General features: G+C 71.6%; 14 protein-coding genes. 7 read left to right on the plus strand and 7 right to left on the minus strand.

What is annotated here, in order from left to right; translation table 11 throughout:
- Positions 1-9: 9 nt before the first annotated feature.
- On the minus strand, positions 10-954 hold the full coding sequence (locus tag WMF24_RS40305; RefSeq protein WP_437732777.1) for an extracellular catalytic domain type 1 short-chain-length polyhydroxyalkanoate depolymerase: 945 nt from the start codon (positions 952-954) through the stop codon (positions 10-12).
- Positions 955-1,335: 381 nt separating this feature from the next.
- Here WMF24_RS40305 and WMF24_RS40310 point away from each other — a divergent pair, with 381 nt between their 5' ends.
- The 4 genes from WMF24_RS40310 (at position 1,336) to WMF24_RS40325 (ending at position 5,478) form a co-directional block, all read left to right on the plus strand.
- A complete protein-coding gene (locus tag WMF24_RS40310) occupies positions 1,336-1,650 on the plus strand; it encodes a hypothetical protein (protein WP_437732778.1) in 315 nt (104 codons plus the stop codon).
- A 138-nt stretch (positions 1,651-1,788) separates the two neighbouring features.
- Positions 1,789-3,249, plus strand: coding sequence for a sensor histidine kinase (locus WMF24_RS40315; RefSeq protein WP_437732779.1), 1,461 nt, complete (start codon positions 1,789-1,791; stop codon positions 3,247-3,249).
- Positions 3,246-4,631: a sigma-54-dependent transcriptional regulator gene (locus tag WMF24_RS40320; RefSeq protein WP_437732780.1), complete on the plus strand. Its 1,386-nt coding sequence runs from the start codon at positions 3,246-3,248 to the stop codon at positions 4,629-4,631. The genes WMF24_RS40315 and WMF24_RS40320 overlap by 4 nt, the downstream gene beginning before the upstream one ends.
- A 178-nt stretch (positions 4,632-4,809) precedes the next feature.
- Positions 4,810-5,478 (plus strand): UPF0158 family protein, encoded by a 669-nt coding sequence (locus tag WMF24_RS40325; RefSeq protein WP_437732781.1) that lies wholly within the window; start codon positions 4,810-4,812, stop codon positions 5,476-5,478.
- On the opposite strand, the gene WMF24_RS40330 is transcribed toward WMF24_RS40325, so the two are convergent.
- Positions 5,434-6,924 (minus strand): ATP-binding protein, encoded by a 1,491-nt coding sequence (locus WMF24_RS40330; protein WP_437732782.1) that lies wholly within the window; start codon positions 6,922-6,924, stop codon positions 5,434-5,436. The two genes, WMF24_RS40325 and WMF24_RS40330, sit on opposite strands and share 45 nt — an antisense overlap.
- Before the next feature lie 169 nt (positions 6,925-7,093).
- On the opposite strand from WMF24_RS40330, the gene WMF24_RS40335 reads away from it, so the two are divergent.
- Positions 7,094-8,332 (plus strand): VWA domain-containing protein, encoded by a 1,239-nt coding sequence (locus tag WMF24_RS40335; RefSeq protein ID WP_437732783.1) that lies wholly within the window; start codon positions 7,094-7,096, stop codon positions 8,330-8,332.
- A gap of 822 nt (positions 8,333-9,154) precedes the next feature.
- Here the strand turns inward: WMF24_RS40335 and WMF24_RS40340 are convergent.
- From WMF24_RS40340 to WMF24_RS40360, 5 genes are all read right to left on the minus strand, one after another.
- Positions 9,155-11,344 carry an ATP-binding protein gene (locus tag WMF24_RS40340; RefSeq protein ID WP_437732784.1) on the minus strand — a complete coding sequence of 730 codons (2,190 nt, stop codon included), beginning with the start codon at positions 11,342-11,344 and terminating at the stop codon, positions 9,155-9,157.
- Between the two features lie 13 nt (positions 11,345-11,357).
- Positions 11,358-15,692, minus strand: coding sequence for a HAMP domain-containing protein (locus WMF24_RS40345; RefSeq protein WP_437732785.1), 4,335 nt, complete (start codon positions 15,690-15,692; stop codon positions 11,358-11,360).
- Positions 15,693-15,806: 114 nt separating this feature from the next.
- Positions 15,807-16,247 (minus strand): response regulator, encoded by a 441-nt coding sequence (locus WMF24_RS40350; protein ID WP_437732786.1) that lies wholly within the window; start codon positions 16,245-16,247, stop codon positions 15,807-15,809.
- A gap of 143 nt (positions 16,248-16,390) precedes the next feature.
- Positions 16,391-18,058, minus strand: coding sequence for an ATP-binding protein (locus tag WMF24_RS40355; RefSeq protein WP_437732787.1), 1,668 nt, complete (start codon positions 18,056-18,058; stop codon positions 16,391-16,393).
- Between the two features lie 299 nt (positions 18,059-18,357).
- The gene (locus WMF24_RS40360; RefSeq protein ID WP_437732788.1) at positions 18,358-18,846 is read right to left on the minus strand and encodes a winged helix-turn-helix transcriptional regulator; all 489 of its coding nucleotides are present in this window, start codon (positions 18,844-18,846) and stop codon (positions 18,358-18,360) included.
- 138 nt (positions 18,847-18,984) lie between these two features.
- On the opposite strand from WMF24_RS40360, the gene WMF24_RS40365 reads away from it, so the two are divergent.
- Both WMF24_RS40365 and WMF24_RS40370 read left to right on the plus strand, forming a co-directional pair.
- Positions 18,985-20,097 (plus strand): alkene reductase, encoded by a 1,113-nt coding sequence (locus WMF24_RS40365; RefSeq protein WP_437732789.1) that lies wholly within the window; start codon positions 18,985-18,987, stop codon positions 20,095-20,097.
- Between the two features lie 312 nt (positions 20,098-20,409).
- Positions 20,410-23,385 carry a HEAT repeat domain-containing protein gene (locus WMF24_RS40370; RefSeq protein ID WP_437732790.1) on the plus strand — a complete coding sequence of 992 codons (2,976 nt, stop codon included), beginning with the start codon at positions 20,410-20,412 and terminating at the stop codon, positions 23,383-23,385.
- The last annotated feature ends 13 nt before the right edge of the window (positions 23,386-23,398 follow it).

The raw sequence follows: 23,398 nt of genomic DNA on the forward strand, positions 1-23,398 counted from the left end.
TCCATGCTCTCACATCGGGTGCTCCTCGAAGAAGTCAAGCAGCCGCTCGCTCGCGTCGAATGTCTCGCTCTTCGCCCCGAACACCGGCGGCAGATCCCCTCCGCCCGGCCACGTATGCCCGCCCCCCTCGACCGCGCAGTGCTCGACCTCGGCCTCGTCGGCGCAGCGCGACCACGCCGTGCACGTCGTGTCGCAGTGCGCGTAGGTCACGTGGGAGACGTCAGCGCAGCCGTCGCGGTCGCGCCATACAGCGAGGCTCTCGGCCACGGAGATGAAATCGAGGCTCCCCGACACCGGCACAGGGACGACGCCCAGGCCTCCCTCATAAGGGATGACGACGTCCGCAGTCCCGTGCACATGCAGGACGGAGATCGGGCGCACCGGATCGCAGGACGCGGGCGGTACGTGCAGCACGCCGGCGACCGGGGCGATCGCCGCGATCCTGTCCGCGAGCTCGCAGCCGAGGCGGTGCGCCATGAGCGCGCCATTGGACATGCCGGTCGCGAAGATGCGCCTCCGGTCGACGCTGTGCTCCTCCGAGATCGCGTCGATCAGGTCCCGCGTGAAGCCGACGTCGTCGACCTCCTCTTCCCACGCCTGGCCGCAACACCGGCCTGCATTCCAGCTCCCGCCGATGCCCGCGGGATAGGCGACCAGGAGACCGCGTTCGTCCGCGAGCGCGCTGAGCCCCGTGAGGGCGGCCTCCGCCTCGGGCGTACCATTGACATGGTGGAAGTCGAGCACCAGCGGGACACGCCTCTTCCTCTTGTGAAGCGATCTCGGGACGTGAAGGAGGGCCGAGCGCTCGCGGCCGCCGCTCGTCACGTGAATCCAGCGGTCTCCCCCGTGGCTCGACCCGCCGTGATAAGCCGGCTGGCCCGCCTCGACGCGCTCCGACGCCGTCCCCAGCGGCTCCGGCGCGCCACAGCCAGCGAGAACGGCGGCAGCGATCATCAGGAACATACCTTGTGCATGACTGACCCTATCCATGCGCCCCTCCACAGAGCGCGCACGGTACAATGCGCGCCGGGCAGGGATACAGCTTCTTCTTCCAGGATCTCGCATACGTTCCGGCGAGATGTAGACGGGCAGCCTGCGCCGCGAGGGCGGTCCACAAGCTTGTTGTTCATGACAGGATCACGCCGCAGAATCGACGACGACCCACACAGCGAGTCGGCCCGCCCGCGCTGGGCCAAGGTGAAGCCCTTCCCCGACCGTATCCGGAAGATGAGGCATCACGCGTTGACCGACGTCAAAGGCCCAGAGGGCACGACCGGGCGGTGACCGGCGCGCTCGCGGCTTCCGCCGCGCGACGAGCAGGTGCAGGATGGGGGCATGGACATGCCGCCCGCGCTCGACCGCAAGCGCCGCCGCCCCGCCCGCGCGCCCGCCGCCGCCCTCGTCGCGCTCCTCGCCGCCGGCGCCGCGCTCGCGGCCTGCTCCAGGGGCACCAGCGGGCCGAAGCACCGCGAGGCGGCGCCGGAGCGCGACGGCGCCTGTACCGATCCTGCGAAGCCAAGGGCGTACTTCTATCCCGCGGAGAACCGCACGGACTACGCACCGGACGACCCCTGGAAAGACGGCTGCGCCTTGCTCGTGCCAGATCACCTGTTCTGCTGCCCGGACAAGGCCCCCGACGGGCCGAAGTGAGGACGAGCACAGCGACGCAGCGCCCGGACGACGGCAGCGGCGCTGCCGCACCCTGCGGCATGTCGCATTTTGCGGCGGCCCTCCCGCCGGCGTCACGCGGATGGCTCCGCGCGCGCCACCTGCGCTACCACCCCGGCCATGAAGCTCGCGCGCAAGCTGACGCTCGCCCTGGTGCTCGGGGTCTTCCTCGTGCTCGCGCTGAGCGCCTACGCCCAGATCCGCAGAGAGGCCAGGATCTTCGAGAACGACGTCCAGCGCGATCACCACACGATGGCCCGCGCGCTCGCGTCCGCCGTCGTCCAGGTGTGGCGGTCCGAGGGGCCGGCGCGGGCGCTGCGCCTCGTGGAAGACGCAAACGAGCGGGAGCAGCAGGTGAACATCCGCTGGGTCTGGCTCGACGGCCAGGCCGATGAGGCCCACCGGCCCCGGCTCGCGCCGGAGCAGCTCGCCGCCGTCACAACGGGGCAAGCGGTCGTGCACCGGATCCCCCAGCGCGACGCGGACCTCCTCGTGACGAGCGTGCCGGTGCCCGTGCCCGGCGACCGCGCCGGCGCGCTGGAGCTCTCCGAGTCGCTCGCGGGCGCGCGCCGGTACATCCGCAGCATGATCCTGAGCACGGCGATCACCACCGCCGCGCTGACGCTGGTATGTGGGTTGCTTACGACGGGCCTCGGAGTCTGGCTGGTGGGACGCCCCATGCGCACGTTGATCGACCAGGCGCGGCGCATCGGCGCCGGCGATCTCTCCGCGCGCCTCTCGCTGCGCCAGGAAGACGAGGTCGGCGAGCTCGCCCGCGAGATGAACGCGATGTGCGACCGCCTCGCCGCGGCGAACCAGCGGCTCGAGTCCGAGGCCTCCGCGCGGATCGCCGCGCTCCAGCAGCTCCGCCACGCCGAGCGGCTCGCGACCGTCGGCAAGCTCGCGTCGGGCATCGCGCACGAGCTGGGCGCGCCCCTCCAGATCGTCACGGGGCGCGCGCGGATGCTCGTGGACGGGGACGTATCGGGCGACGAGGTGCCGAAGAACGGCCAGATCCTCCTCGAGCAGTCGCAGCGGATGACCCGGATCATCCGCCAGCTCCTCGACTTCGCCCGGCGCCGCAGCGCCGAGAAGCAGGAGACCGCGCTGAGCGGCGTCATCCGCGGCACGCTCACGATGCTGAAGCCGCTCGCCGACAAGCAGGGCGTCACGATGGTCGACGAGGGCGACGCGCCGGACCGGGTGATCCACGCGGACGCCGACCAGCTCCAGCAGGCGCTCACGAACGTGGTGGTCAACGCGATCCAGGCCATGCCGGCCGGCGGCACGATCACCGTGGGCGTCCGGACCGCCCGCGCCAGCCCGCCGGCCGACCAGGGGGACGCCGAGGGAGACTACCTCGCGCTGTCGGTGCGCGACGAGGGACACGGCATGCCGGCGGACGTGCTCGAGCACATCTTCGAGCCGTTCTTCACGACAAAGCCCGTCGGCGAGGGGACCGGGCTCGGCCTGTCGGTCGCCTACGGCATCATCAAGGAGCACGGCGGCTGGATCCACGTCGACAGCCGGCCGGGCTCGGGGAGCCAGTTCACGATGTACCTGCCGCAGGAGAGGTCATGACCGGACGCGTGCTGATCGTCGACGACGAGCGCGGCGTCTGCGAGCTGCTCGACGCCGGGCTCAGGAAGCGGGGGTTCAAGACCGCGTGGCGCACGTCGGCCGCCGAGGCGATCGAGCTCCTCGACGCGGAGGACTTCGACGTCGTCGTCACCGACATGACCATGCGCGGCATGAACGGCCTCGAGCTCTGCGACCGCATCGTCCAGAACCGGCCCGATCTGCCGGTCATCGTCATCACCGCGTTCGGCAGCCTCGACACCGCCACGTCGGCGATCCGCGCCGGAGCGTACGACTTCGTGACGAAGCCGTTCGAGCTCGACGCGCTCAAGCTGACCGTCGAGCGCGCCCTGCGCCACCGCGCCCTCCGCGAGGAGGTGCGCCGCCTGCGGCGCGCCGTCGACGACTCCCGCCGGTACGAGCAGATCCTCGGCAGCAGCCCGGCGATGAGGGGCGTCTTCGACCTGCTCGACCGGGTCGCCGACTCGGACACATCGATCCTCGTCACGGGCGAGAGCGGCACCGGAAAGGAGCTCGTCGCGCGCGCGGTGCACCAGCGCAGCCGGCGGGGCCAGGGCGCGTTCGTCGCGGTGAACTGCGCGGCGGTCCCGGACGCCCTGCTCGAGAGCGAGCTGTTCGGCCACGCGCGGGGCGCGTTCACCGACGCCAAGGGGGCGAGGAGCGGCCTGTTCGCGCGGGCCCACGGCGGCACGCTGTTCCTCGACGAGATCGGCGAGCTGCCGCTCGGGCTCCAGCCGAAGCTGCTGCGCGCCCTCCAGGAGCGCGTCGTCCGGCCCGTGGGCGCGGACGAGGAGGTCCCGGTGGACGTGCGGCTCATCGCCGCGACGAACCGCGACCTGGAGACCGCGATCGAGGAGCGCCGCTTCCGCGAGGACCTCTATTACCGGATCAACGTGGTTCACGTCGATCTGCCGCCGCTCCGCTCCCGCGGCGCCGACGTGCTGCTGCTCGCGCAGCACTTCCTCGAGCACTTCGCGACCGTCAAGGAGCGGCCGATCAAGGGCCTCTCGGCGCCCGCCGCCGAGAAGCTCATGGCCTACGCGTGGCCCGGCAACGTCCGCGAGCTCCAGAACTGCGTCGAGCGGGCGGTCGCGCTCGCGCGCTACGACCAGATCACGGTCGACGATCTCCCCGAGAAGATACGCACCTACAGGCGCTCTCACGTGCTCGTCTCCAGCGACGACCCGACAGAGCTCGTCCCCATGGAGGAGGTCGAGCGACGCTACATCCTCCGCGTCCTGGAGGTGGTCGGCGGAAACAAGAGCCAGGCAGCGCAGATCCTCGGCTTCGATCGGGCGACCCTGTACAGGAAGCTCGATCGGTACGGCATGCGCGCAGGGCGCGCGAGCGACCCGAAGGCGTGACCCGCCCCACGGCGCGAGGGCGGTGATCGCCAGCGCCGCGTCGCGGCGGCGACCCCGCCCGCCCCTCGCGCTGTCGCAGAACGCAACACCCATGGCGCCGCGCGGCAAGCGAGGTGGCCCGCGGGCACACGCGGTCTGCGCTCATGGCATGAGGCCTGCCTGAAGCCCGGTCGCGAACATGAGCCACACAACGACGGCGTCGGCTGCTGCGGGTCGGAGCGTGCCAGTCGACTGGATCGCGCTCGCGAACGCCTTCGACAACATCGCCCGCGGCGTCCGTCACTTCCTTCACCTCGACACGGGCGCCGTGATCCGGCTGAACGAGCAGCTCGTCGACGCCGCGACGCGCGCGCGCATCGAGGAGGATCCGGGGTGCGTGATCATCGAGTCCATCGCCGCGCGGGACCAGTACCGATGGCTGGAGGCGTTCATCGCGACGGTGGACGACGTGGCCCTCCGGGTGGAGCTGCTGCGCAGCATGCAAGGCCCGGGATCGTTCCGGCGGTTCAAGGCCGCGCTCGCGGACAGGCCGGAGCACCTCCGGCGCTGGCGCGTCTTCCGGCAGGAGCAGATCCGGGCCGCCATCCTCCGGTGGTTTCACGCCCGCGGCCTGAGGCCCGTCCCGCTCGAGCGCGCCTCGCCGGACGCGCGCCCCGGGCCGCCGAGATCCCGCGCCGTCGACTCGGCGCGCCAGCAGCTTTACGCGGCGGCGGACAGCCTCTCTCCCCAGGACCTCCAGGCGCTGATGTCGCTCGCGGAGTACCTGCGCGCGGCGCGCTCGGCGCTGCGGATCCCCGCGGACTCATCCATGGGAGACGCGGCGCGGGCCATCGGCCTCGTCCCCTGAGGACGAGCGCGGCAGCTCGATACGGAAGACCGAGCCGGCGCCGGGCCGGCTCTCGACGCGGATCCGGCCGCCGTGCGCCTCGACGATGCGCTTCGCCACGGCGAGGCCGAGCCCCGTGCCGGGGATGGAGCCGGCCGAGGACTTGAGTCGCTGGAACGGCTCGAAGAGGTGCGGCAGCTCCGCGGGATCGATCCCGAGCCCTCGATCGCGAACGGCGATCTCGGCGCCGTCTCCGTCGGCGCGGACCGCCACGTCGACCTGCCCCCCGGCGGGGGAGTACTTCAGCGCGTTCGACAGGAGGTTGTTCAACACCTGCTCGATCCGCGTCGCGTCGCAGCAGACGAGCACCGGGGTCTCCGGCAGCGCGAGATCGATGGGGTGCTCCGGCGAGACCGGGCGATAGAGGTCCACCGCCTCCTGCGCGAGATCGCGCAGATCGCGCTCCTCCACGCGGAGATCGAGCTTGCACGCCTCGATCTGCGACGCGTCGAGGAGATCGCCGACCATGCGCTCGAGGCGGTCGATCTGACGGCCGACGAGCGCCATCGTCCGGCGCATGTGCGGCTCCGGGAGCGGGTTGTCGGAGTCGAGGACGTGAACGGACAGCCGGAGCGCCGACAGCGGGTTCCGGAGGTCGTGCGCCACGCCGCCGAGGAACGCGAACTGCGCCGCGCGCTGGCGCTCCAGCGACTCCGCCATGTCGTTGAACGCGCGCGCGATATCCCCGAGCTCGGCCGGCCCGAGCAGCGGCGCGCGCGCGGCGCGGTCGCCGGCGCCGTAGCGCCCGATGGCCTCCTGGATGGCGACGATGGGGCGGTAGATGAGCCGCCGCGCGCTGAGCAGGACCGTGGACGCGGCCGCGAGGAAGAACACGACCGCCGCGGCGCCGGCGCCGGTCGTGCGCCGGGCCAGGTGCGCGACGAGCGCCTCCGACGCGCGGGCCTGCTCGAGGTTGATCTCGACAAGGAGATCGAGCGCCCTGAACGCCTCGTCGAGGGCCGGGGCGTGGCCGCCGGGCACGGCGGGGCCGTGCGCGCCGGCCGCGGGCGGGAGGACGCGGTCGGCGTCGGCGCGGCGCCGGGCGAGGTACTCCTCCACGCGCTGCGCCGCGTGCTCGAGGATCTCGCCCTCCTCCGGGCTGCTCACGTGGCCGCGCGCCGCCGCGAGGCCGCGCCTCAGGCCTTGCTCCCACGCCGCCACGGAGGGCGCCAGCTCGCCGGCGCCGACCGCGAGGCCGCCCCCTGGCGCGCTCTGTTGCGTCTGTTGCGCGCCGAGCAGGAGGTCGATCTCCAGCCGCTCCACGATCCGGACGCTCTCGACCGTGGCGCCGAGGATCCGGGTGGTCTGCTGCATCGTCGTCGACGCGACGAGGAGCGCTCCGGCGACGACGATGGCCACGCTCGTGAGGAGAACCGTGGCAGCCCCGAGGAGCGCGCTCAGGCGCACGGGCCGCGGATGACGGAGCCAGCTCAGGCTCCGTGGAGTTGGCTGTCCCATCCTCCTGCGTTGGTTCGGATCGGCGCCGGATGCAACGCGCCGGCGCCTCGCGCGCCCATCCGCCCGGCGCGGCTCGGTCCTCTGGACGGTGATCCCCATTTCCTCGACACTACCCGCGATGCCCGCCCGCTCCCCCCGCAAGCCGCCGCCGCCCGCCCCCTCCGGCGCGCCGGACGACCTCAGCGACAGCGATCGCGACGCGCTCCTGCGCTGGCGGCTCGCGCTCGGGCCCGAGGCCGAGCGGGTCGACCCGCGCCTCTCCCTCGGCGGGCTCGGCGGCGCGGCGCCCGCGCTCCACGTGGACCCGCGGCGGCTCGGCGACCTCGACAGGGCGCTCTCGTTCCTCTACGACGAGCGCGCAGGCGGCCTCGGCGGCTCGCGACCGTACGTGCCCGAGTGGCTCTCCGCCGTGCGCGAGTTCTTCAGCCACGATGTCGTCGCCCTCGTCCAGAAGGACGCCATCGAGCGAAGGGGGCTGACGCAGCTGCTCCTCGAGCCGGAGACGCTGCCGTTCCTCGAGAAGAACGTCGAGCTCGTCGCCACGCTGATGAGCGCCAAGGGCCTCATCCCCGACGCCGCGCGGGAGACGGCGCGGCAGATCGTGCGCGAGGTCGTCGAGGAGGTGCGGCGCGCGCTGGAGTCCGAGGTCCGCACCGCCGTCCTCGGCGCCCTGCGCCGGAACACGACGAGCCCGCTGCGCGTGCTCAGGAACCTCGACTGGAAGCGCACGATCCGCAGGAACCTGAAGGGGTGGGACGCGGAGCGGCGTCGCCTCGTCCCCGACAAGCTCTATTTCTGGGCCAACCAGACGCGACGACACGAGTGGGACGTCGCCATCCTCGTCGACCAGTCGGGATCCATGAGCGAGAGCGTCGTCTACAGCTCCATCATGGCCGCGATCTTCGCGTCGCTCGACGTCCTCCGCACCCGGCTCCTCTTCTTCGACACCGAGGTCGTCGACGTGACTCCGATGCTCGTCGATCCGGTCGACGTGCTGTTCACCGCGCAGCTCGGCGGCGGCACCGACATCAACCGCGCCGTGGCCTACGCCCAGGCGAACTTCATCGAGCGCCCCGAGAAGACGCTGCTCATCCTCATCACCGACCTGTACGAGGGCGGAAACGCCGAGGAGCTCGTCGCCCGCATGCGCCAGCTCGCCGACAGCAAGGTGAGGTCTATCTGCCTGCTCGCGCTTTCGGACAGCGGCAAGCCCTCGCACGACCACGAGATGGCGCAGAAGCTCACCGCCCTCGGGACCCCGTGCTTCGGCTGCACGCCAAAGCTGCTCGTCAAGGTGGTGGAGCGGATCATGCGGGGTCAGGACCTCGGCCCGCTGCTCGAAGCCGAGGCGCGCTGAGCGCCCCGCGCGGTCTTCATCAGCGCGCGATCAGCGCGCGCGGCGCCGTCTTCATCAGCGCGCGATCAGCGCCCCGCGCGGTCTTCATCAGCGCGCGGCGCGGTCTTCATCAGCGCGCGCGGCGCGGTCAGCGCGCGCGGTGGAGCGCCTTGGCGGCGCGCTCTTCCGTCCGCCGAGCAGCGGCGCGCTTGCGCGGCGTGGCGCTCCGGGCAGAGCCCGCTGCGGCGCGCCGGCGGGTCCCGGCCGAGCGAACCCCCTCATCCCGCGAGGGCGACGTGACCAGAAGAGGACCAGTGCTGCTCATGGCGCTGATCGCGGGGCCAACTTGGCTGATTGAAAGTTTCACTTGAACTACCGATGTGGTGGCGGACCAATCACGTCATGCAGCGGAGGACTCATCACCTATAAACGGTTTCGATCGTCTACGCAGCGTCACAACGCCAGGATCACGAGCCCTGAGCGCCCGTCCGGACGTGAACTTGTCCACCCGGGAGAGCCGCTCGCCTTCCGCCTCTCACGACGGATCACGCATGCACCACGGAGGCACGAAGGCACGGGTCTGGGTTCGCTCCGTGCCTTCGTGTCTCCGTGGTGCTCGGCGAGGGATTGCCCCGGGTGTCGCACCGGGCGCTCTGTCACGAGGATGTTGCACGATGCAGGCCAACGATGGCCTGAGTCGGGCATCGGCTTTTTTCCCGGGGTGGCGGTCGGACGCCTTTCACGGTTGAAACCACCGGTTGCAACCGTGGCGCAACGCAGCGGCGGCGCGGCGGCGCGGCGGCGGCAGGCACCCCCCCGCAAGGTACCGAAATTGAAGGCTTTTCAGCTCGCGGGGCCGGTGAGCGACGGCCCGGAGCGATCGCCCACCGAACCGTCCGAACCTGCCGCCCGGGGCGGGAGCGGCAGCGCCACCTGGAACCTCGCCCCCATGCCTGGGGCACTTTCTACCTGGATCGTTCCCCCATGGGCCCGGAGGATCTGATCCACGATGTACAGCCCGACCCCCAGCCCGCCGTAGGAGCTGGTGGGCGCCGCCCGCTCGAAGCGCCCGAAGATCCGGCCGATGGACTCCTGGGCTATCCCGATGCCGTGATCCATCACCTGGAGCACCGCGGACCGCCCCTCGACCGAGATCCGCAGCTGGATGGGCTTGCCGCACCCGTACTTGATCGCGTTCATGAGCAGGTTGGTGATCACCTGATCGATGCGCAGGCGGTCCCACCGGCCGATCGCCCGCTCCGGGAGCTCGAGCTCCAGCGAGCAGCCCGCCCGGTGCACCTCGGACTCGAGCCGGGCCGCCACGTCGCGCGCCACGTCGCACAGATCGACGTCCTCGAGGCAGAGCTCGAGCTGGCCGCTGTTGATGCGCGCCACGTCGAGCAGCGTGTCGATGAGCCGCGTGAGCCGCTCGATCTGCCCGTCGGCCAGGGCGAGCTTCGCGAGCACCTGCTCCGCCGGGAGCGCCCCGCCCGCGCGGCCGAGGGCGCGGGTGAGCCCCTGGATCTGCAGGACCAGCGCGCTGAGCGGTGTCTTGAGCTCGTGCGAGGCGACCGCAACGAAGTCCTCGCGGATCTGGACCGCCTCCCGCGTCATGCGCAGCAGGCGAGCGTTCTCGAGGCAGAGCGCCGCGCGCTGGGCGATGTCCAGGGCCACGGCGAAGTCGGGGGGCTCGAAGCGCTCGCCCGGCTCCACCCACACCATGCTGAGCGCGCCGAGCACGCTGCCGCGCGTGACGAGCGGCACGCACAGGTAGCTGCTCGCGCCAAGCTCGTGGACGACGGCCGGGTCCTCCGGGTCGAGCGCCTGCGCGACGTCGCGCGGGGCGCATTCGACCCGCAGATCGGGCCGCCCGGTCGTCAGCACCGCGGCGACGCCGTCCCCGGCCAGCGCGAGCTCCCGCGGGACGAACCGCTCGGCGAACCGCGCCGCCTCGCGCGACCGGTGCGCGGCGGCGACCCTGCGCAGGCCGCCCTCCTTGCGCAGATCGAGCACGCACCAGGTGCAGATGCGCTCCGCGACGAGGCGGGTCAGGGCCCGGGCCACGCTGTGCTCGTCGAGCGACGCCGAGAACGAGCTCGACGCCTCGGCGAGCAGCTCCGAGCGGCGCACCGCCGCCTCGGCCTCGGCGCGCGCCGCCCGCTCGCGGGTCAACAGGTGGATGCGCTCCTGCTCGTGGCGCTTGCCGTCGTCGATGTCCGTGAAGCTGCCGAGCCAGCCGACCACCCGCTTCCAGACATCCCGCTCCGGGACCGCCTGGCAGAGGTGCCATCGGTACACGCCGTGCGCCGACCGGAGCCGGCACTCGCCCTGGAACGGCTCGCCGGACTCGAGGCAGCGGCGCCACTTGCCGACGAACTGGTTCAGGTCGTTCGGGTGCACCGCGGCCTGCCAGCCCCAGCCCCGGAGCGCCTCGAACGCGAGCCCCGTGTACTCCAGCCAGCGTGAGCTCACGTAGTCGATGGCGCCGTCGAGCTTCGCCGTGAAGACGCACTGCGGGATGGCGTCGGCGAGGTTCTGGTACCTCGCCTGCGCGGCGCGCCGGAGCTCCTCGACCTCCGCGTCGCGCCGCCGCTGCTCGGCCCTCCGCAGGAGCTCCGCCTGCTCCTTGATCTGCTCGCCCCGCCGGTGGAGCTCGACGAAGACGGCGACCTTCGCCCGGACGACCTCCGGCTCGAGCGGCTTCAAGAGGTAGTCGACGCCGCCCACGGCGTAGGCCTTGTAGATGGCCGAGAGATCGTCGGTCGCCGCGGTGAGGAAGATGATCGGCGTGTGGCGCGACCGCTCCCGCTGCTTCACGAGCGAGGCGACCTCGAACCCGTCGATGTCGGGCAGCCGCACGTCGAGCAGGATGACCGCGAAATCCTCGGCCAGGATCCTGAGGAGCGCGTCCTTGCCGCTCGCCGCGGTGACCAGCCGGTAGCTCTCGTCGGTGAGGATCACCTTGAGCGCCGCCAGGTTCTCCGGCTGGTCGTCCACCAGCAGGATGCTGGTCATCGCGGGAGCAGAGGACACCGAGGGCTCCTGCTCAGTCGGGCCGCAGCCAGTGCATCATGACCGACATGAGGCGCGTCTCGTCCACGGGCTTGGCCACGAAGTCGTTGAGGCCCGCGTCCAGGCACTTCTGCCGATCTTCCGGCATCGCCTTGGCCGTGACCGCGATGATCGGCAGATCGTTGAAGCGGGGATCGCTGCGGATCTCGCGCGTCGCCTCGTAGCCGTCGAGCTCGGGCATCATGATGTCCATGAGGACGATGTCGACGTGGGCGTCGGACTCGCGGAGGAGATCGATGCCGTGCCTGGCGTTCTCGGCCAGGAGCACCTGCGCGCCCCGCCGCTCGAGCAGGCTCGTGATCGCGAAGACGTTGCGCGCGTCGTCGTCGATGACGAGCACGTTCCGCCCCGAGAGCGCGACCGAGGTCGCGCCGTTCGTGAGCATCGGCGCGATCGGCTCGGGCAGCTCGGCCCGCGTCGGCTTCATGGCCTTCTGCTCCGGCCGCTCCGCCGGGAGGTAGAGGGTGAACTTGCTGCCGAGGCCGGGCGTGCTCTGCAGCGAGATCTCGCCGCCGAGCAGGCTGGCGAGCTCCCGGCTGATCGTCAGCCCGAGCCCCGTGCCGCCGTAGGTGCGGCTCGTCGAGGCGTCGGCCTGCTGGAACGCGTCGAAGATGAGCGTCTGCTTGTCCGGCGGGATCCCGATGCCGGTGTCGGTGACGGCGAACGCGACGACGGTCTTCGCCTTGATGAGCGTGTCCCGCTTGTACGTCATCCCGCGGCTGGCCACCTCGATCTCGAGCGAGATCCGGCCCGACGACGTGAACTTGAACGCGTTCGACAGGAGGTTCTTCAGGATCTGCTGGAGCCGCTGCAGATCCGTCATGATCGTCGACGGGACGCCGGTGCCGACCCGGACCCAGAACTCGAGCTCCTTCTGCTCGGCGATCTGCCGGAAGCTCCGCTCGACGTACTCCGCGAGCTCGGACAGGGCCACCCGCTGCGTCTTCACGTCGATCTTGCCGGCCTCGATCTTGGAGAGGTCGAGGATCTCGTTGATGAGCTGGAGCAGGTCCTGCCCCGCGGCGGCGATCGTCTTGGCGTACTCGACCTGCTTCGGCGTGAGCGTGTGCTCCTCGTTGTCCGCGAGGATCCTGGCGAGGATGAGCAGGCTGTTGAGCGGCGTGCGCAGCTCGTGCGACATGTTCGCGAGGAACTCGGACTTGTACTTCGAGGTGCGCGACAGCTCCCTGGCCTTCTCCTCCAGGGACGCGCTGGCGCGCGCGATCTCGCGGTTCTTGATCTCGAGCTCCGACGCCTTCTCCTCGAGCTCCTGCGAGCGCGAGCCGAGCTCGGTGTTCGACCTCTGGAGCTCCTGGAGCAGCTCCTCCGTCCTCATGCTGGCGCCGATCATGTTGAACACGACGCCGATCGACTGCGTGAGCTGCTCGAGGAACGTGAGGTGGATGGGCGTGAAGTTCTGGAAGCTCGCCAGCTCGATGACCGCCTTCAGGCCGCCCTCGAACAGCACCGGCAGCACGCAGATGTTGCGCGGCGGCGCCTCGCCGAGGCCCGAGCTCACCCGGATGTAGTCGTCCGGCAGGTCGGTGACGACGATGCTCTTCTTCTCGAGGCCGCACTGCCCGACGAGCCCCTCGCCGAGCGCGAACCGGTTCGAGATGCCCTTCCTCTTCTGGAACGCGTAGCTCGACGTGAGCTTCAAGGTCGGGTGCTTGTCCTCGGACTCCAGCACGTAGAAGGCCCCGTGCTGCGCCGAGACGAGCGGCGTGACCTCGGACATGATGAGGCGGCTGAGCGCCTCGATCGTCCGCTGCCCGGCCATCATCCCGGAGAAGCGCGCCAGGTTCGTCTTCAGCCAGTCCTGCTCCTGGTTGGCGCGCGTCGTGTCCCGCAGGTTCGAGATCATCTGGTTGATGTTGTCCTTCAGCTGAAGGACCTCGCCCTGCGCCTCGACGGAGATGGCCCGCGTCAGGTCGCCCTTGGTCACGGCGGTGGCGACCTCGGCGATCGCGCGCACCTGCGTCGTGAGGTTGCCGGCGAGCTGGTTCACGTTGTCGGTGAGGTCCCTCCACGTGCCGGCGGCGCCGGGCACCTTGGCCTGGCCGCCCAGCTTGCCCTCGATGCCTACCTCGCGCGCCACCGTGGTCACCTGCTCGGCGAACACCCGGAGCGTGTAGGTCATGTCGTTGATCGTGTCCGCGAGCGACGCGATCTCGCCCTTGGCCTCCAGGGCGAGCTTCTGGCGGAGGTCGCCGTTCGCGACAGCGGTCACGACCTTGGCGATGCCGCGCACCTGCGAGGTGAGGTTCGAGGCCATGACGTTGACGTTCTCGGTCAGGTCCTTCCAGGTGCCGGACACCCCGGGCACCTGCGCCTGGCCGCCGAGCTTGCCCTCCGTGCCTACCTCGCGCGCGACGCGCGTCACCTCCGCGGCGAACGCGCGGAGCTGGTCGACCATCTTGTTGATGGTGTCCTTCAGCTCGAGGATCTCCCCCTTCGCCTCGACCGTGATCTTCTGGGACAGGTCGCCGCTCGCGACCGCCTTCGTCACGAGGGCGATGTTGCGCACCTGGTTCGTCAGGTTGCCCGCGAGCTGGTTGACGTTGTCGGTCAGGTCCTTCCACGTGCCGGCGACGCCGGGCACCTGCGCCTGGCCGCCGAGCTTGCCGTCCGTGCCTACCTCGCGCGCGACGCGCGTCACCTCCGCGGCGAACGCGCGCAGCTGGTCGACCATCTTGTTGATGGTGTCCTTCAGCTCGAGGATCTCCCCCTTCGCCTCGACCGCGATCTTCTGCGACAGGTCGCCGCTCGCGACCGCCTTCGTCACGAGGGCGATGTTGCGCACCTGGTTCGTCAGGTTCCCCGCGAGGACGTTCACGTTGTCCGTGAGGTCCTTCCACGTCCCGCTGACCCCCCGCACCTCGGCCTGCGCCCCGAGCTTGCCCTCCGTGCCTACCTCGCGCGCGACGCGCGTCACCTCCGACGCGAACGCGCGCAGCTGCTCCACCATCTTGTTGATGGTGTCCTTCAGCTCGAGGATCTCGCCCCGCGCCTCGGCGGTGATCTTCTGCGACAGGTCACCCTTGGCGACGGCCGTCGTGACCAGGGCGATGTTGCGCACCTGGTTCGTCAGGTTGCCGGCGAGCTGATTGACGTTGTCGGTCAGGTCCTTCCACGTGCCGGCGACGCCGGGCACCTGCGCCTGGCCGCCGAGCTTGCCGTCCGTGCCTACCTCGCGCGCGACGCGCGTCACCTCCGCGGCGAACGTCCGGAGCTGCTCCACCATCTTGTTGATGGTGTTCTTCAGCTCGAGGATCTCCCCCTTCGCCTCGACCGTGATCTGCTTCGACAGGTCGCCGTTCGCCACCGCCGTCGTCACGACCGCGATGTTGCGCACCTGGTTCGTCAGGTTCCCCGCGAGGACGTTCACGTTGTCCGTGAGGTCCTTCCACGTCCCGCTGACCCCTCGCACCTCGGCCTGCGCCCCGAGCTTGCCCTCCGTGCCTACCTCGCGCGCGACGCGCGTCACCTCCGACGCGAACGCGCGCAGCTGCTCCACCATCTTGTTGATGGTGTTCTTCAGCTCGAGGATCTCCCCCTTCGCCTCGACCGTGATCTGCTTCGACAGGTCGCCGTTCGCCACCGCCGTCGTCACGACCGCGATGTTGCGCACCTGGTTCGTCAGGTTCCCCGCGAGGACGTTCACGTTGTCCGTGAGGTCCTTCCACGTCCCGCTGACCCCCCGCACCTCGGCCTGCGCCCCGAGCTTGCCCTCCGTGCCTACCTCGCGCGCGACGCGCGTCACCTCCGACGCGAACGCGCGCAGCTGCTCCACCATCTTGTTGATGGTGTTCTTCAGCTCGAGGATCTCCCCCTTCGCCTCGACCGTGATCTGCTTCGACAGGTCGCCGTTCGCCACCGCCGTCGTCACGACCGCGATGTTGCGCACCTGGTTCGTCAGGTTCCCCGCGAGGACGTTCACGTTGTCCGTGAGGTCCTTCCACGTCCCGCTGACGCCCTGCACCTCGGCCTGCGCCCCGAGCTTGCCCTCCGTGCCTACCTCGCGCGCGACGCGCGTGATCTCCGAGCCCACGGTCTGGAGCTGCTGGACGACGTCGTTCACCTCGTCGGCGATCTGCCCGATCGTCCCGGGGACCTCGCCGATGCCGACGCGCGCCGAGAAGTTGCCGGCCTTCACGGCCTTGAGCACCTCCAGGATCGCCTGGAGCTGCATCTCCCGCACGTCGAGGTTGAGCCCGCCCGCGCCGCGCCTGCGGGACGGCGGCTTCTTCTTGTTGGCCGCGGTCCCGTTCTTGTCCTTCGACGCCGACGCGATGTTGTTCGGTTGCATGAATACCTTCCTGACGACGAGTGCGCGCCTGGAAATCTCGGTCCTGCTTCGCGTGATCGGGCCCCGTCGATGCCAGGGGAGCGCGGCATCACGGGGCGCCGGTGCGCCGCCGCCTCACGACTTGCCGCGGCGCAGAACTTCTTCGACCTGTCGCTGGAGTCGAGCGTGCTCGATCTCACGCGCGCGCCGCTCGAGCGCGCGTCGCATGCGAGAGCTTAGCTCATCGGAACGGAAAGGTTTGGAGAGGTAATCGGAGGCGCCGACGCGGAGGGCCCGCATCCCGGTCTCGACGGAGCCGAAGGCGGTGATGGCGATGACGGCCAGGAACGGGTCGTGCGCCTTGGCGCGCGAGATCAGCTCGATGCCGTCCATCCCCGGCATGCGGATGTCCGTGATCAGGAGCTCGAATTTCTCCGAAGGGAGGAGCCTGATGCCGGACAGGGCATCGGCAACATGCGTCGCCTGGTAGCCGTGATCGGTCGCGATGTCAACGACGAACCTGCCGAGATCGTCGTCGTCCTCAACAATCAATACCTTCGGTGAGGTCGAACTCATGGCGCTTTTCCTTCCCCGTTTCTCCCCCGCCACTCTCCGTTTTTCCCGGGTCTTTGCCGGGCGCGAGCCCTGATGGTCCTTGTCTCCCTGTCGCCCTGTCTCCCTGTCCGATTACCTTGCGCCCTGCGCGCTCGCCCGGGTGCTCAGCTGCTTTTCTCCGTGTCCGAGTGCGTGTCCGCGCTCGCTCCGGCGCCCACTGCAGAGCTCGCTCCGGCGTTCACTGCAGAGCTCGCTCCGGCGTTCACTGCAGAGCTCGCTCCGGCGTTCACTGCAGAGCTCGCTCCGGCGTTCACTGCAGAGCTCGCTTCCGCGGCCCCAGGCGAGCCGGACACGGGCGGGGCGGACAAAGTCGTGGGCAGGGTGACCCGGAAGCGCGCCCCGCCCGTCGGCGAGGGGGCGACGTCCACCGTGCCGCCCGCTTCCTGGACGATCCCGTGGACGATGGCGAGCCCGAGGCCGCTGCCCCCGCGGTTCGCCTTCGTCGTGAAGAACGGCTCGAAGATCTGGCCCGCGTCCTCGGCGCGGACCCCGGGCCCCGCGTCCTCGACATCGAAGCACACGGCGCGAGCGCCCGCCGGGCCGTCGCACTCGGGGAGGACGCGCACGACGAGCTCGCCGCCGCCTTCCTGGGCCTCGATGGCGTTCAGGCAGAGATTGAACACCACCTGGAACAGACGATCGGAGTCCAGCGCGACGCGCCCCCACTCCCCGCTATCGCGCGGACAGACCACGCTCGTCTCGATGTCGCGTTTCCTGCACTCCGGACCCAGGAAGGCGATCACGTCCTCGATGACGCGCCGGAGATCGCTCGCCTCCTGCTGCTGCCGAGACGGACGAGCGAGCGAGACGAGGCGAGAGACGACGCGCGTGATGCGCTCGGACTGCCGCGCGATGGTCTCCAGCTCGGCGCGCAGGTTCTCCGGGCACCCGGGCAGGTCGGCGGCGCGCCGCGCGCGGCCCTGGATCACGTTCAGCGGCGACCCGATCTCGTGGCCGAGCGAGGTCGCCACCTGCCCCGCGGCCGCGAGCGCCTGCGCCTGCTGCAGCCGCCGCTCCACGTTCACCCGCGCCGTCTCCTCCCGCTGGGCGCGCGCCCGCGCCTCCCGGAGCGACCAGGTCATCGTGTTGAAGGCGTGGGCCAGCCGGGAGAGCTCCTCCGCGCCCTTCTCGGGCACCGCCGCGTCGAGATCGCCGCTCGCGACGCGCTCGGCCCCGTACAGGATGGCCCTCGCCGGGAGCGCGACCGTGAAGCGCCCGACGAGCCCGGCGACGATCGCGCTGATCAGCAGCAGCAGGACGCCGGTCACAGCGAGCCCGCGATTGAGCGCGTTCTCGAGCACCTCCATGTACTGACGATCGCGCACGAGGATGGCGACGAGCGGTGGATTGGCGTCGCTCGGCTGGATGGAGACGGAGCGGATCAGCACCGACTGGCCGACCACGGTGGTGGTCTCCTCGATGTCTCCCCCCTCCTGGAACGCCCGCCGGGCGAGCTCCCCGAGCCGCTCGGCATCCCGCTTGACCCCCTCGGTGATGAAGACCGTCTCCCCGCCCTCCGTGAAGGCGGCGACCCCCAGGATGCGCTCGGCGCTCGCGAAGTGCTCCGCCCGGCGCCGGACGAGCGCGATGTCCCGGCGCTGGAGCGCGCTCTCGACGAACGCCTGGAGCAGGGTGGCGTAATTGCGGAGCTCCGCCGTGGCCTCCTCCCGCAGGACCTGCTTGCGGTGCGCCGAGGCGAAGACGCCATACACGAGGATGGCGATCGCGATGGGCAGGACGAGAGACAAAAAGAACTGGTGTGCGAGCCTCATCCCCGCGGGTCGGCGCTGGTGTTCCACTGCCATACGACGATCCACCGCGACGCCCACAGGACGCCACCGCGTCAGTGCTTCGCGTCATCGGAGGGGCCGATCGCGCGAAGCCTTCGAATCACATCATCATTTCCAAAGGCCGGCAAGGTCTTCCGGCGCGTGGACAATGTGGATTCGGCGCGCTGCCACGCCATGGACCGACTGCACATCAGGCCATGCTGCGAATGGGCATCAGGCTTTGCCTGACTGCCACCCACCGTTCGGTCGACGTTGCGTGATGTCGGTCACTCCGTTGGCCGTCATCCCGCCTGCGCGGGTCGCGCTCGCGGCTGCCCCGCCGCCGCGGCCGCCGCCGCGCCGCCGCGCGCGCCAGCCGCCGCGCCGCCGCGCGCGCCGCCGCGCGCGCCAGCCGCCGCGCCGCCGCGCGCGCCAGCCGCCGCGCCGCCCTTCGCCGCGCCGCCGCGCGCTGCGCTCTCCGTGAGCATGGCCCCCCACCGCGAGATGGCCTGCGCGACCTCGCTGAACCCCCGCCCGACGCCGGTCAGCTCGTACTCCACGCGCACGGGCGGGCCCGGCAGGACGCGCCGGACGACGAGGCCGAGCGCCTCGAGCTCCTTCAGCCGGCTCGAGAGCATCCGGTCGCTGATCGCGTCGAGCCGCTCGCCCAGCTCGCCGAAGCGCAGCGGGCCCTCGTCGAGGGTCGCGATGATGAGGCCGTTCCACGGCTTCGCGAGCACATCCATCCCCGCCTGGAACGCCCCGCAGAGGTGCTGGCATGAGTGCTTCATTCCGCGTCCCGGAAGCATGACCTCTTCACTACCAAAAAGGAAGTCCCTTGACACGAGGTAGCGGCGTCTCATGATGCCTTCCTGACGGGCCACGCTTCCCTTTCGGAAGTAACGTCCTTTCTACAAGGAGCATCGATCGTGACCACCGCCACAGGTCTGCTGTTCAGCCCCTTCACGCTGGGCCCCCTGTCCTTGCCGAACCGCCTCGTGATGGCGCCGATGACGCGCTGCCGCGCGGGCGAGGGCAACGTGCCCACCGAGCTCAACGCGCTGTATTACGAGCAGCGCGCCTCCGCCGGCCTCATCATCACCGAGGCCACGCAGGTCAGCCCGCAGGGCGTGGGGTACCTTCGCACGCCGGGCATCCACACCGATGCGCAGGTCGAGGGGTGGCGGCTCGTGACCGACGCGGTGCACCGGGCGGGGGGGCGCATCTTCGCCCAGCTCTGGCACGTCGGGCGGGCGTCGCACGTCTCGTTCCAGCCGGGCCGGCAGGCGCCTGTCTCGTCCTCGGCCGTCCCCATCCGCACCGGCCACGCGCACACGCCCGAGGGCAAGCAGCCGTACAGCACCCCGCGCGCCCTCGAGACCCACGAGATCCCCGGCGTCGTCGCGCAGTTCGAGGAAGGCGCGCGCCGGGCCAAGGCGGCCGGCTTCGACGGCGTCGAGCTCCACGCGGCGAACGGCTACATCATCGACCAGTTCCTCCGCGACGGCGTGAACCGGCGGACCGATCGGTACGGCGGCTCGATCGAGAACCGGACGCGGTTCCTCCTCGAGATCGTCGACGCGGTGACCGGCGTGTTCGGCCCGGACCGGGTCGGCGCGCGGGTCTCGCCGCGAGGGGATTACAACGACATGAGCGACTCGAACCCGAAGGCGCTCTTCGGCCACGTCGCCGCCGAGCTCTGGGCGCGCAAGCTCGTCTACCTGCACGTCGTCGAGCCGGTCGCCGAGGAGGCCCCCGCGGATCGCGTGTCGCCCCTGCTGCGCGAGCGGTTCCGCGGCGCCCTCATCGCGAACGGCGGTTACACGCTCGAGGCGGCGGAGCAGGCGCTGCGGGCGGGTGAGGTGGACCTCGTCTCCTTCGGCGCGCCGTTCCTGGCCAACCCCGATCTGCCCGAGCGCCTGTCGCGCCGCGCGCCGCTCAACCCGCCCGACGTCGCGACCTTCTATTCCGAGGGGCCGCGCGGCTACACCGACTACCCCCGCCTCGGCGAGGCGCAGGCCGCCGCGCAGCCGTCGGCGTGAGCCGGGTATGCCGGAGCAGCGGGCCCGAGGACGCGCGTCGGACGAAGCGCATCCGATGAAGCATCGGACGGAGCGCATCCGTTGAACTGAACCGGTAAAGTCGACGCCCGGAGCGCGGCATCCGGGGGCGGCGCGGCGAGGGTCCCCGGGCCGCGGCCCATGATAGTCTCCAGGGCCGATGTCGGCGGCCCCTCCCCCGTTTCCGCATCTTCCGCATCCGTTCCCGATGGCGACCCCTTCGCTGTCGCCGGGGCTCCCGGCAGACGGTGAGCGCCCGGCGCCGGGCGCGGCGCGCTCGCCCGCGGAGGGCCCGTGAGCGCGGCGCCGGGCGAGGTCCAGCGCATCGGGGCCGCCGAGCTCCGGGCGTTCATCCAGGACCCGGGGGAGCTCAAGAAGGGCACGCTCCTCTACGACGGCGGCCAGCTCCTGAACCTGGCCCGCCACGAGAACAAGCTGTTCTGCGAGGCGAAGGGCTCGGGGGCCGCGCCCTACAAGGTCACGCTCGTCTACAGCGGCTCGCCGGCGCCCGGCTTCAAGGGGCGCTGCACCTGCCCGGCGCGGACGTTCACCACGGCGTTCTGCAAGCACGCGGCGGCGCTGCTCGTCGCCTGGGCGCGCGCGCCGGAGTCGTTCGTCGTGAGCGACGCGGCGCCGCCCGGCGCGACGGGCGGCGAGACCGCGAGGAAGAGCGTCAAGAAGGGCAGCGTGAACGCGCAGGCCCTGATGAAGTCGGGCGTCGAGCAGGTCGGCACCCTCGTGCGCGAGCTCGCCGTCGCCGGCGTCGCGACGATCGGGGCCGACCGCATCGAGCAGATGGAGAAGCTCGCCGAGGGCCTCCGGGAGAACCGCCTCCGGCGGCTCTCGGCGCGGACGCTCGACCTCGCCGCGCTGCTGCGCGGGCCGGCCGCGGGCGCTGGCTCAGCCGCGGGCGCTGGCCCGGCCGCGGGCGCTCGCCGCGGCGCGCTCCCGGCGGTCGCCTACGCGAACCTGATGGCCGATCTCCTGCTCACCGCCCGCAAGCTCGAGAAGCACCTCGCGGGCGAGCCGCTCGACGACCGCCACGTCGAGGAGCTCGTCGGCAAGACGTGGAAGGCGTCCGACCGCAAGCCGGCGGAGGGGCTCACGCTCGTCGAGTACGCCTTCTCGACGCGCACGACGAGCGACGATTTCGTCATCCGGGAGAGCCGCTTCCTCGACCTCGAGTCCGGCCGGCACTTCAGCGAGAAGCAGATCCTCCCGGCCTTCATGGCGAAGCGCACCGAGCCGAAGCGGAGCTTCGCCGGGGAGGTGCTCGCCGGCGCGCGCGCGACGACCTACCCCGGCTACCCGCCGCTCCGCCTCGATTTCACCGATCTCGGCGACAAGCGCCCGCTCGACGCCGGCGCCCTCGGGGCCGTGCTCGCGCGGGCGCTGCCCGACGTCGGCGCGGCGCTCGCGGCGCTCCAGGAGCACCGCAAGGACGTCTTCGCGCCCGACCTCGTGCCCGTGGCGGTGCGCATCGACACGCTCTTCGCGCGGGGCGCGCGGCTCTCGGCGGTCGACGACAAGGGCGAGGCCCTCCACCTGCCCGACGACGCCTCGCTCGAGGAGCGGCTCGCGGGCTCCCTGCGCGACGCGCGGCTGCGCGCGCTGCTCGGTGACGTCGGGATCGACGCGGCGCTGCCCACGCTGTGGCCGCTCGCCGCCGTCGTCGAGGGCCCGCTCGGCCTCGAGCTCCGCGCCGTCTTCGATGTGGGCGTCGAGCAGGGCGCCGCGGCGCGGAGCGCGCCGCTCGAGGGCTCCGCCTGGAACGCCGCCGCCCGCGAGGCCGGCGCCTCGCCCGCGGCCATCGCGCTCGGCGAGGTGCGCGAGGAGCTCGCCGAGGCGCTCGTCACCGGGCTGACAGGCCTCGTCGCCCGCGCGACGGACCCGCTCGCCGAGCGGCTCCGCGATCTACGCCTGGAGAAGCAGGCCGCGCTGCTCCAGAGCCTCCCGCAGCGGCCCGACCCGGCCGACCGGCTCGACGACTTCATCAAGCTCTACCAGGTGCTCGAGATGGCGCTCGTGCGCCTCGCCGGCGCGACGCACATCGACCGCGCGGCGATGGAGCGCGTGCCGAGCTACGAGAGCGTCGCCGTGGCGCGCCCCGACGAGGTGCTCCCCCCGGACGAGGTGGCGCGGCGGCGCGCGGCGGGCGCGATGAGCCGCTACGTCGCCGCGGTCCACCACGACCGCCACTACGCGTCGCTGCCGGCGAGCGAGCTCGTCAACAACATCTTCCCGCTCTGGGCGGACGGCACCGCGACGCCGACCCTCGCGAGGACGTTCGCGCCGCTCGGGGCCGAGGCGATCGCCGCCGCGGAGAGGGCGCTCACCGTGAAGGCGGGCCGCGTGGCGAGGCTGACCGCGGTGCGGGTGCTGCAGGCGGTGGCGCTCCACGGTGACGGCGCGGCGCGGGCAGACGCCGCGGCGATGCTCGGTCGGGTCGCGGAGCACGCGAAGGACGCCGGCCTGCGGGCGCTCGCCCGGGACGCGCTCGACGTGCTCGAGGGGGCGCAGGCGGCAGGGCCAGGCGGCGGCGCCGCGGTGCGCGCGCGCCGCGCCGCGCAGAGCGAGCGGGTGCAGGAGCTCGCGAAGGCGCTCGGCGCGGCGCCGACGAAGGAGGAGCGGATCGAGGCGCTCAAGGCGCTCGCCGAGCTCGGCGATCTCGCCGCGCTGCCGGCGCTCCGCCGCGCCTTCTACGCGGACGCCGCCCGCGGCGTGCGCGAGGAGGCCGCCTACGCGCTCGCCCAGCTCGGCGACGTCGAGATGGTCGAGACGTTCGTGCGGAGGCTGGCGAGCCGCGGCGAGGACGAGCGGGAGGCGAAGATCGCCGCGTACGCGCTCGGCTACCTCGGCGACGTCCGGGGGCTCGGCGAGCTCCTGTCGGCCTACGCCGAGGGGTACAAGCCCGGCATCGTGGCGGACGCGATCCGCGCGTTCGGCCCGGTGGCGCTCGGGCCGCTCGTGGACCTCATCGAGGCGCGGCCGGAGATCGCGAAGCGCGCGGCGGCGCTCGACGCGCTGAAGAAGATGGAGGACGCCGCGGTGGCGGCGTGCCTGCGCGAGCGGGTCGAGGCGCGGCGCGGCGACGCCGACTTCGCCGACAAGGCGCAGCTCTACCTGAAGCTCGCGGACGTGCACCCGCACAGCAAGCGCGAGGTCGCGGCCGCCGTGGCGGCGGCGCTCGAGGGCGCCGAGGGAAAGGACGCGCAGGCGGCGCTGCGGGCGGCGCAGCGGGCGCTCGGCGTGGTCAAGCGGGGCAAGTAGCGGCGCGGCGCCC

The sequence above is a fragment of the Sorangium sp. So ce1335 genome (assembly GCF_051521615.1).
Taxonomy (GTDB): domain Bacteria; phylum Myxococcota_A; class Polyangia; order Polyangiales; family Polyangiaceae; genus Sorangium.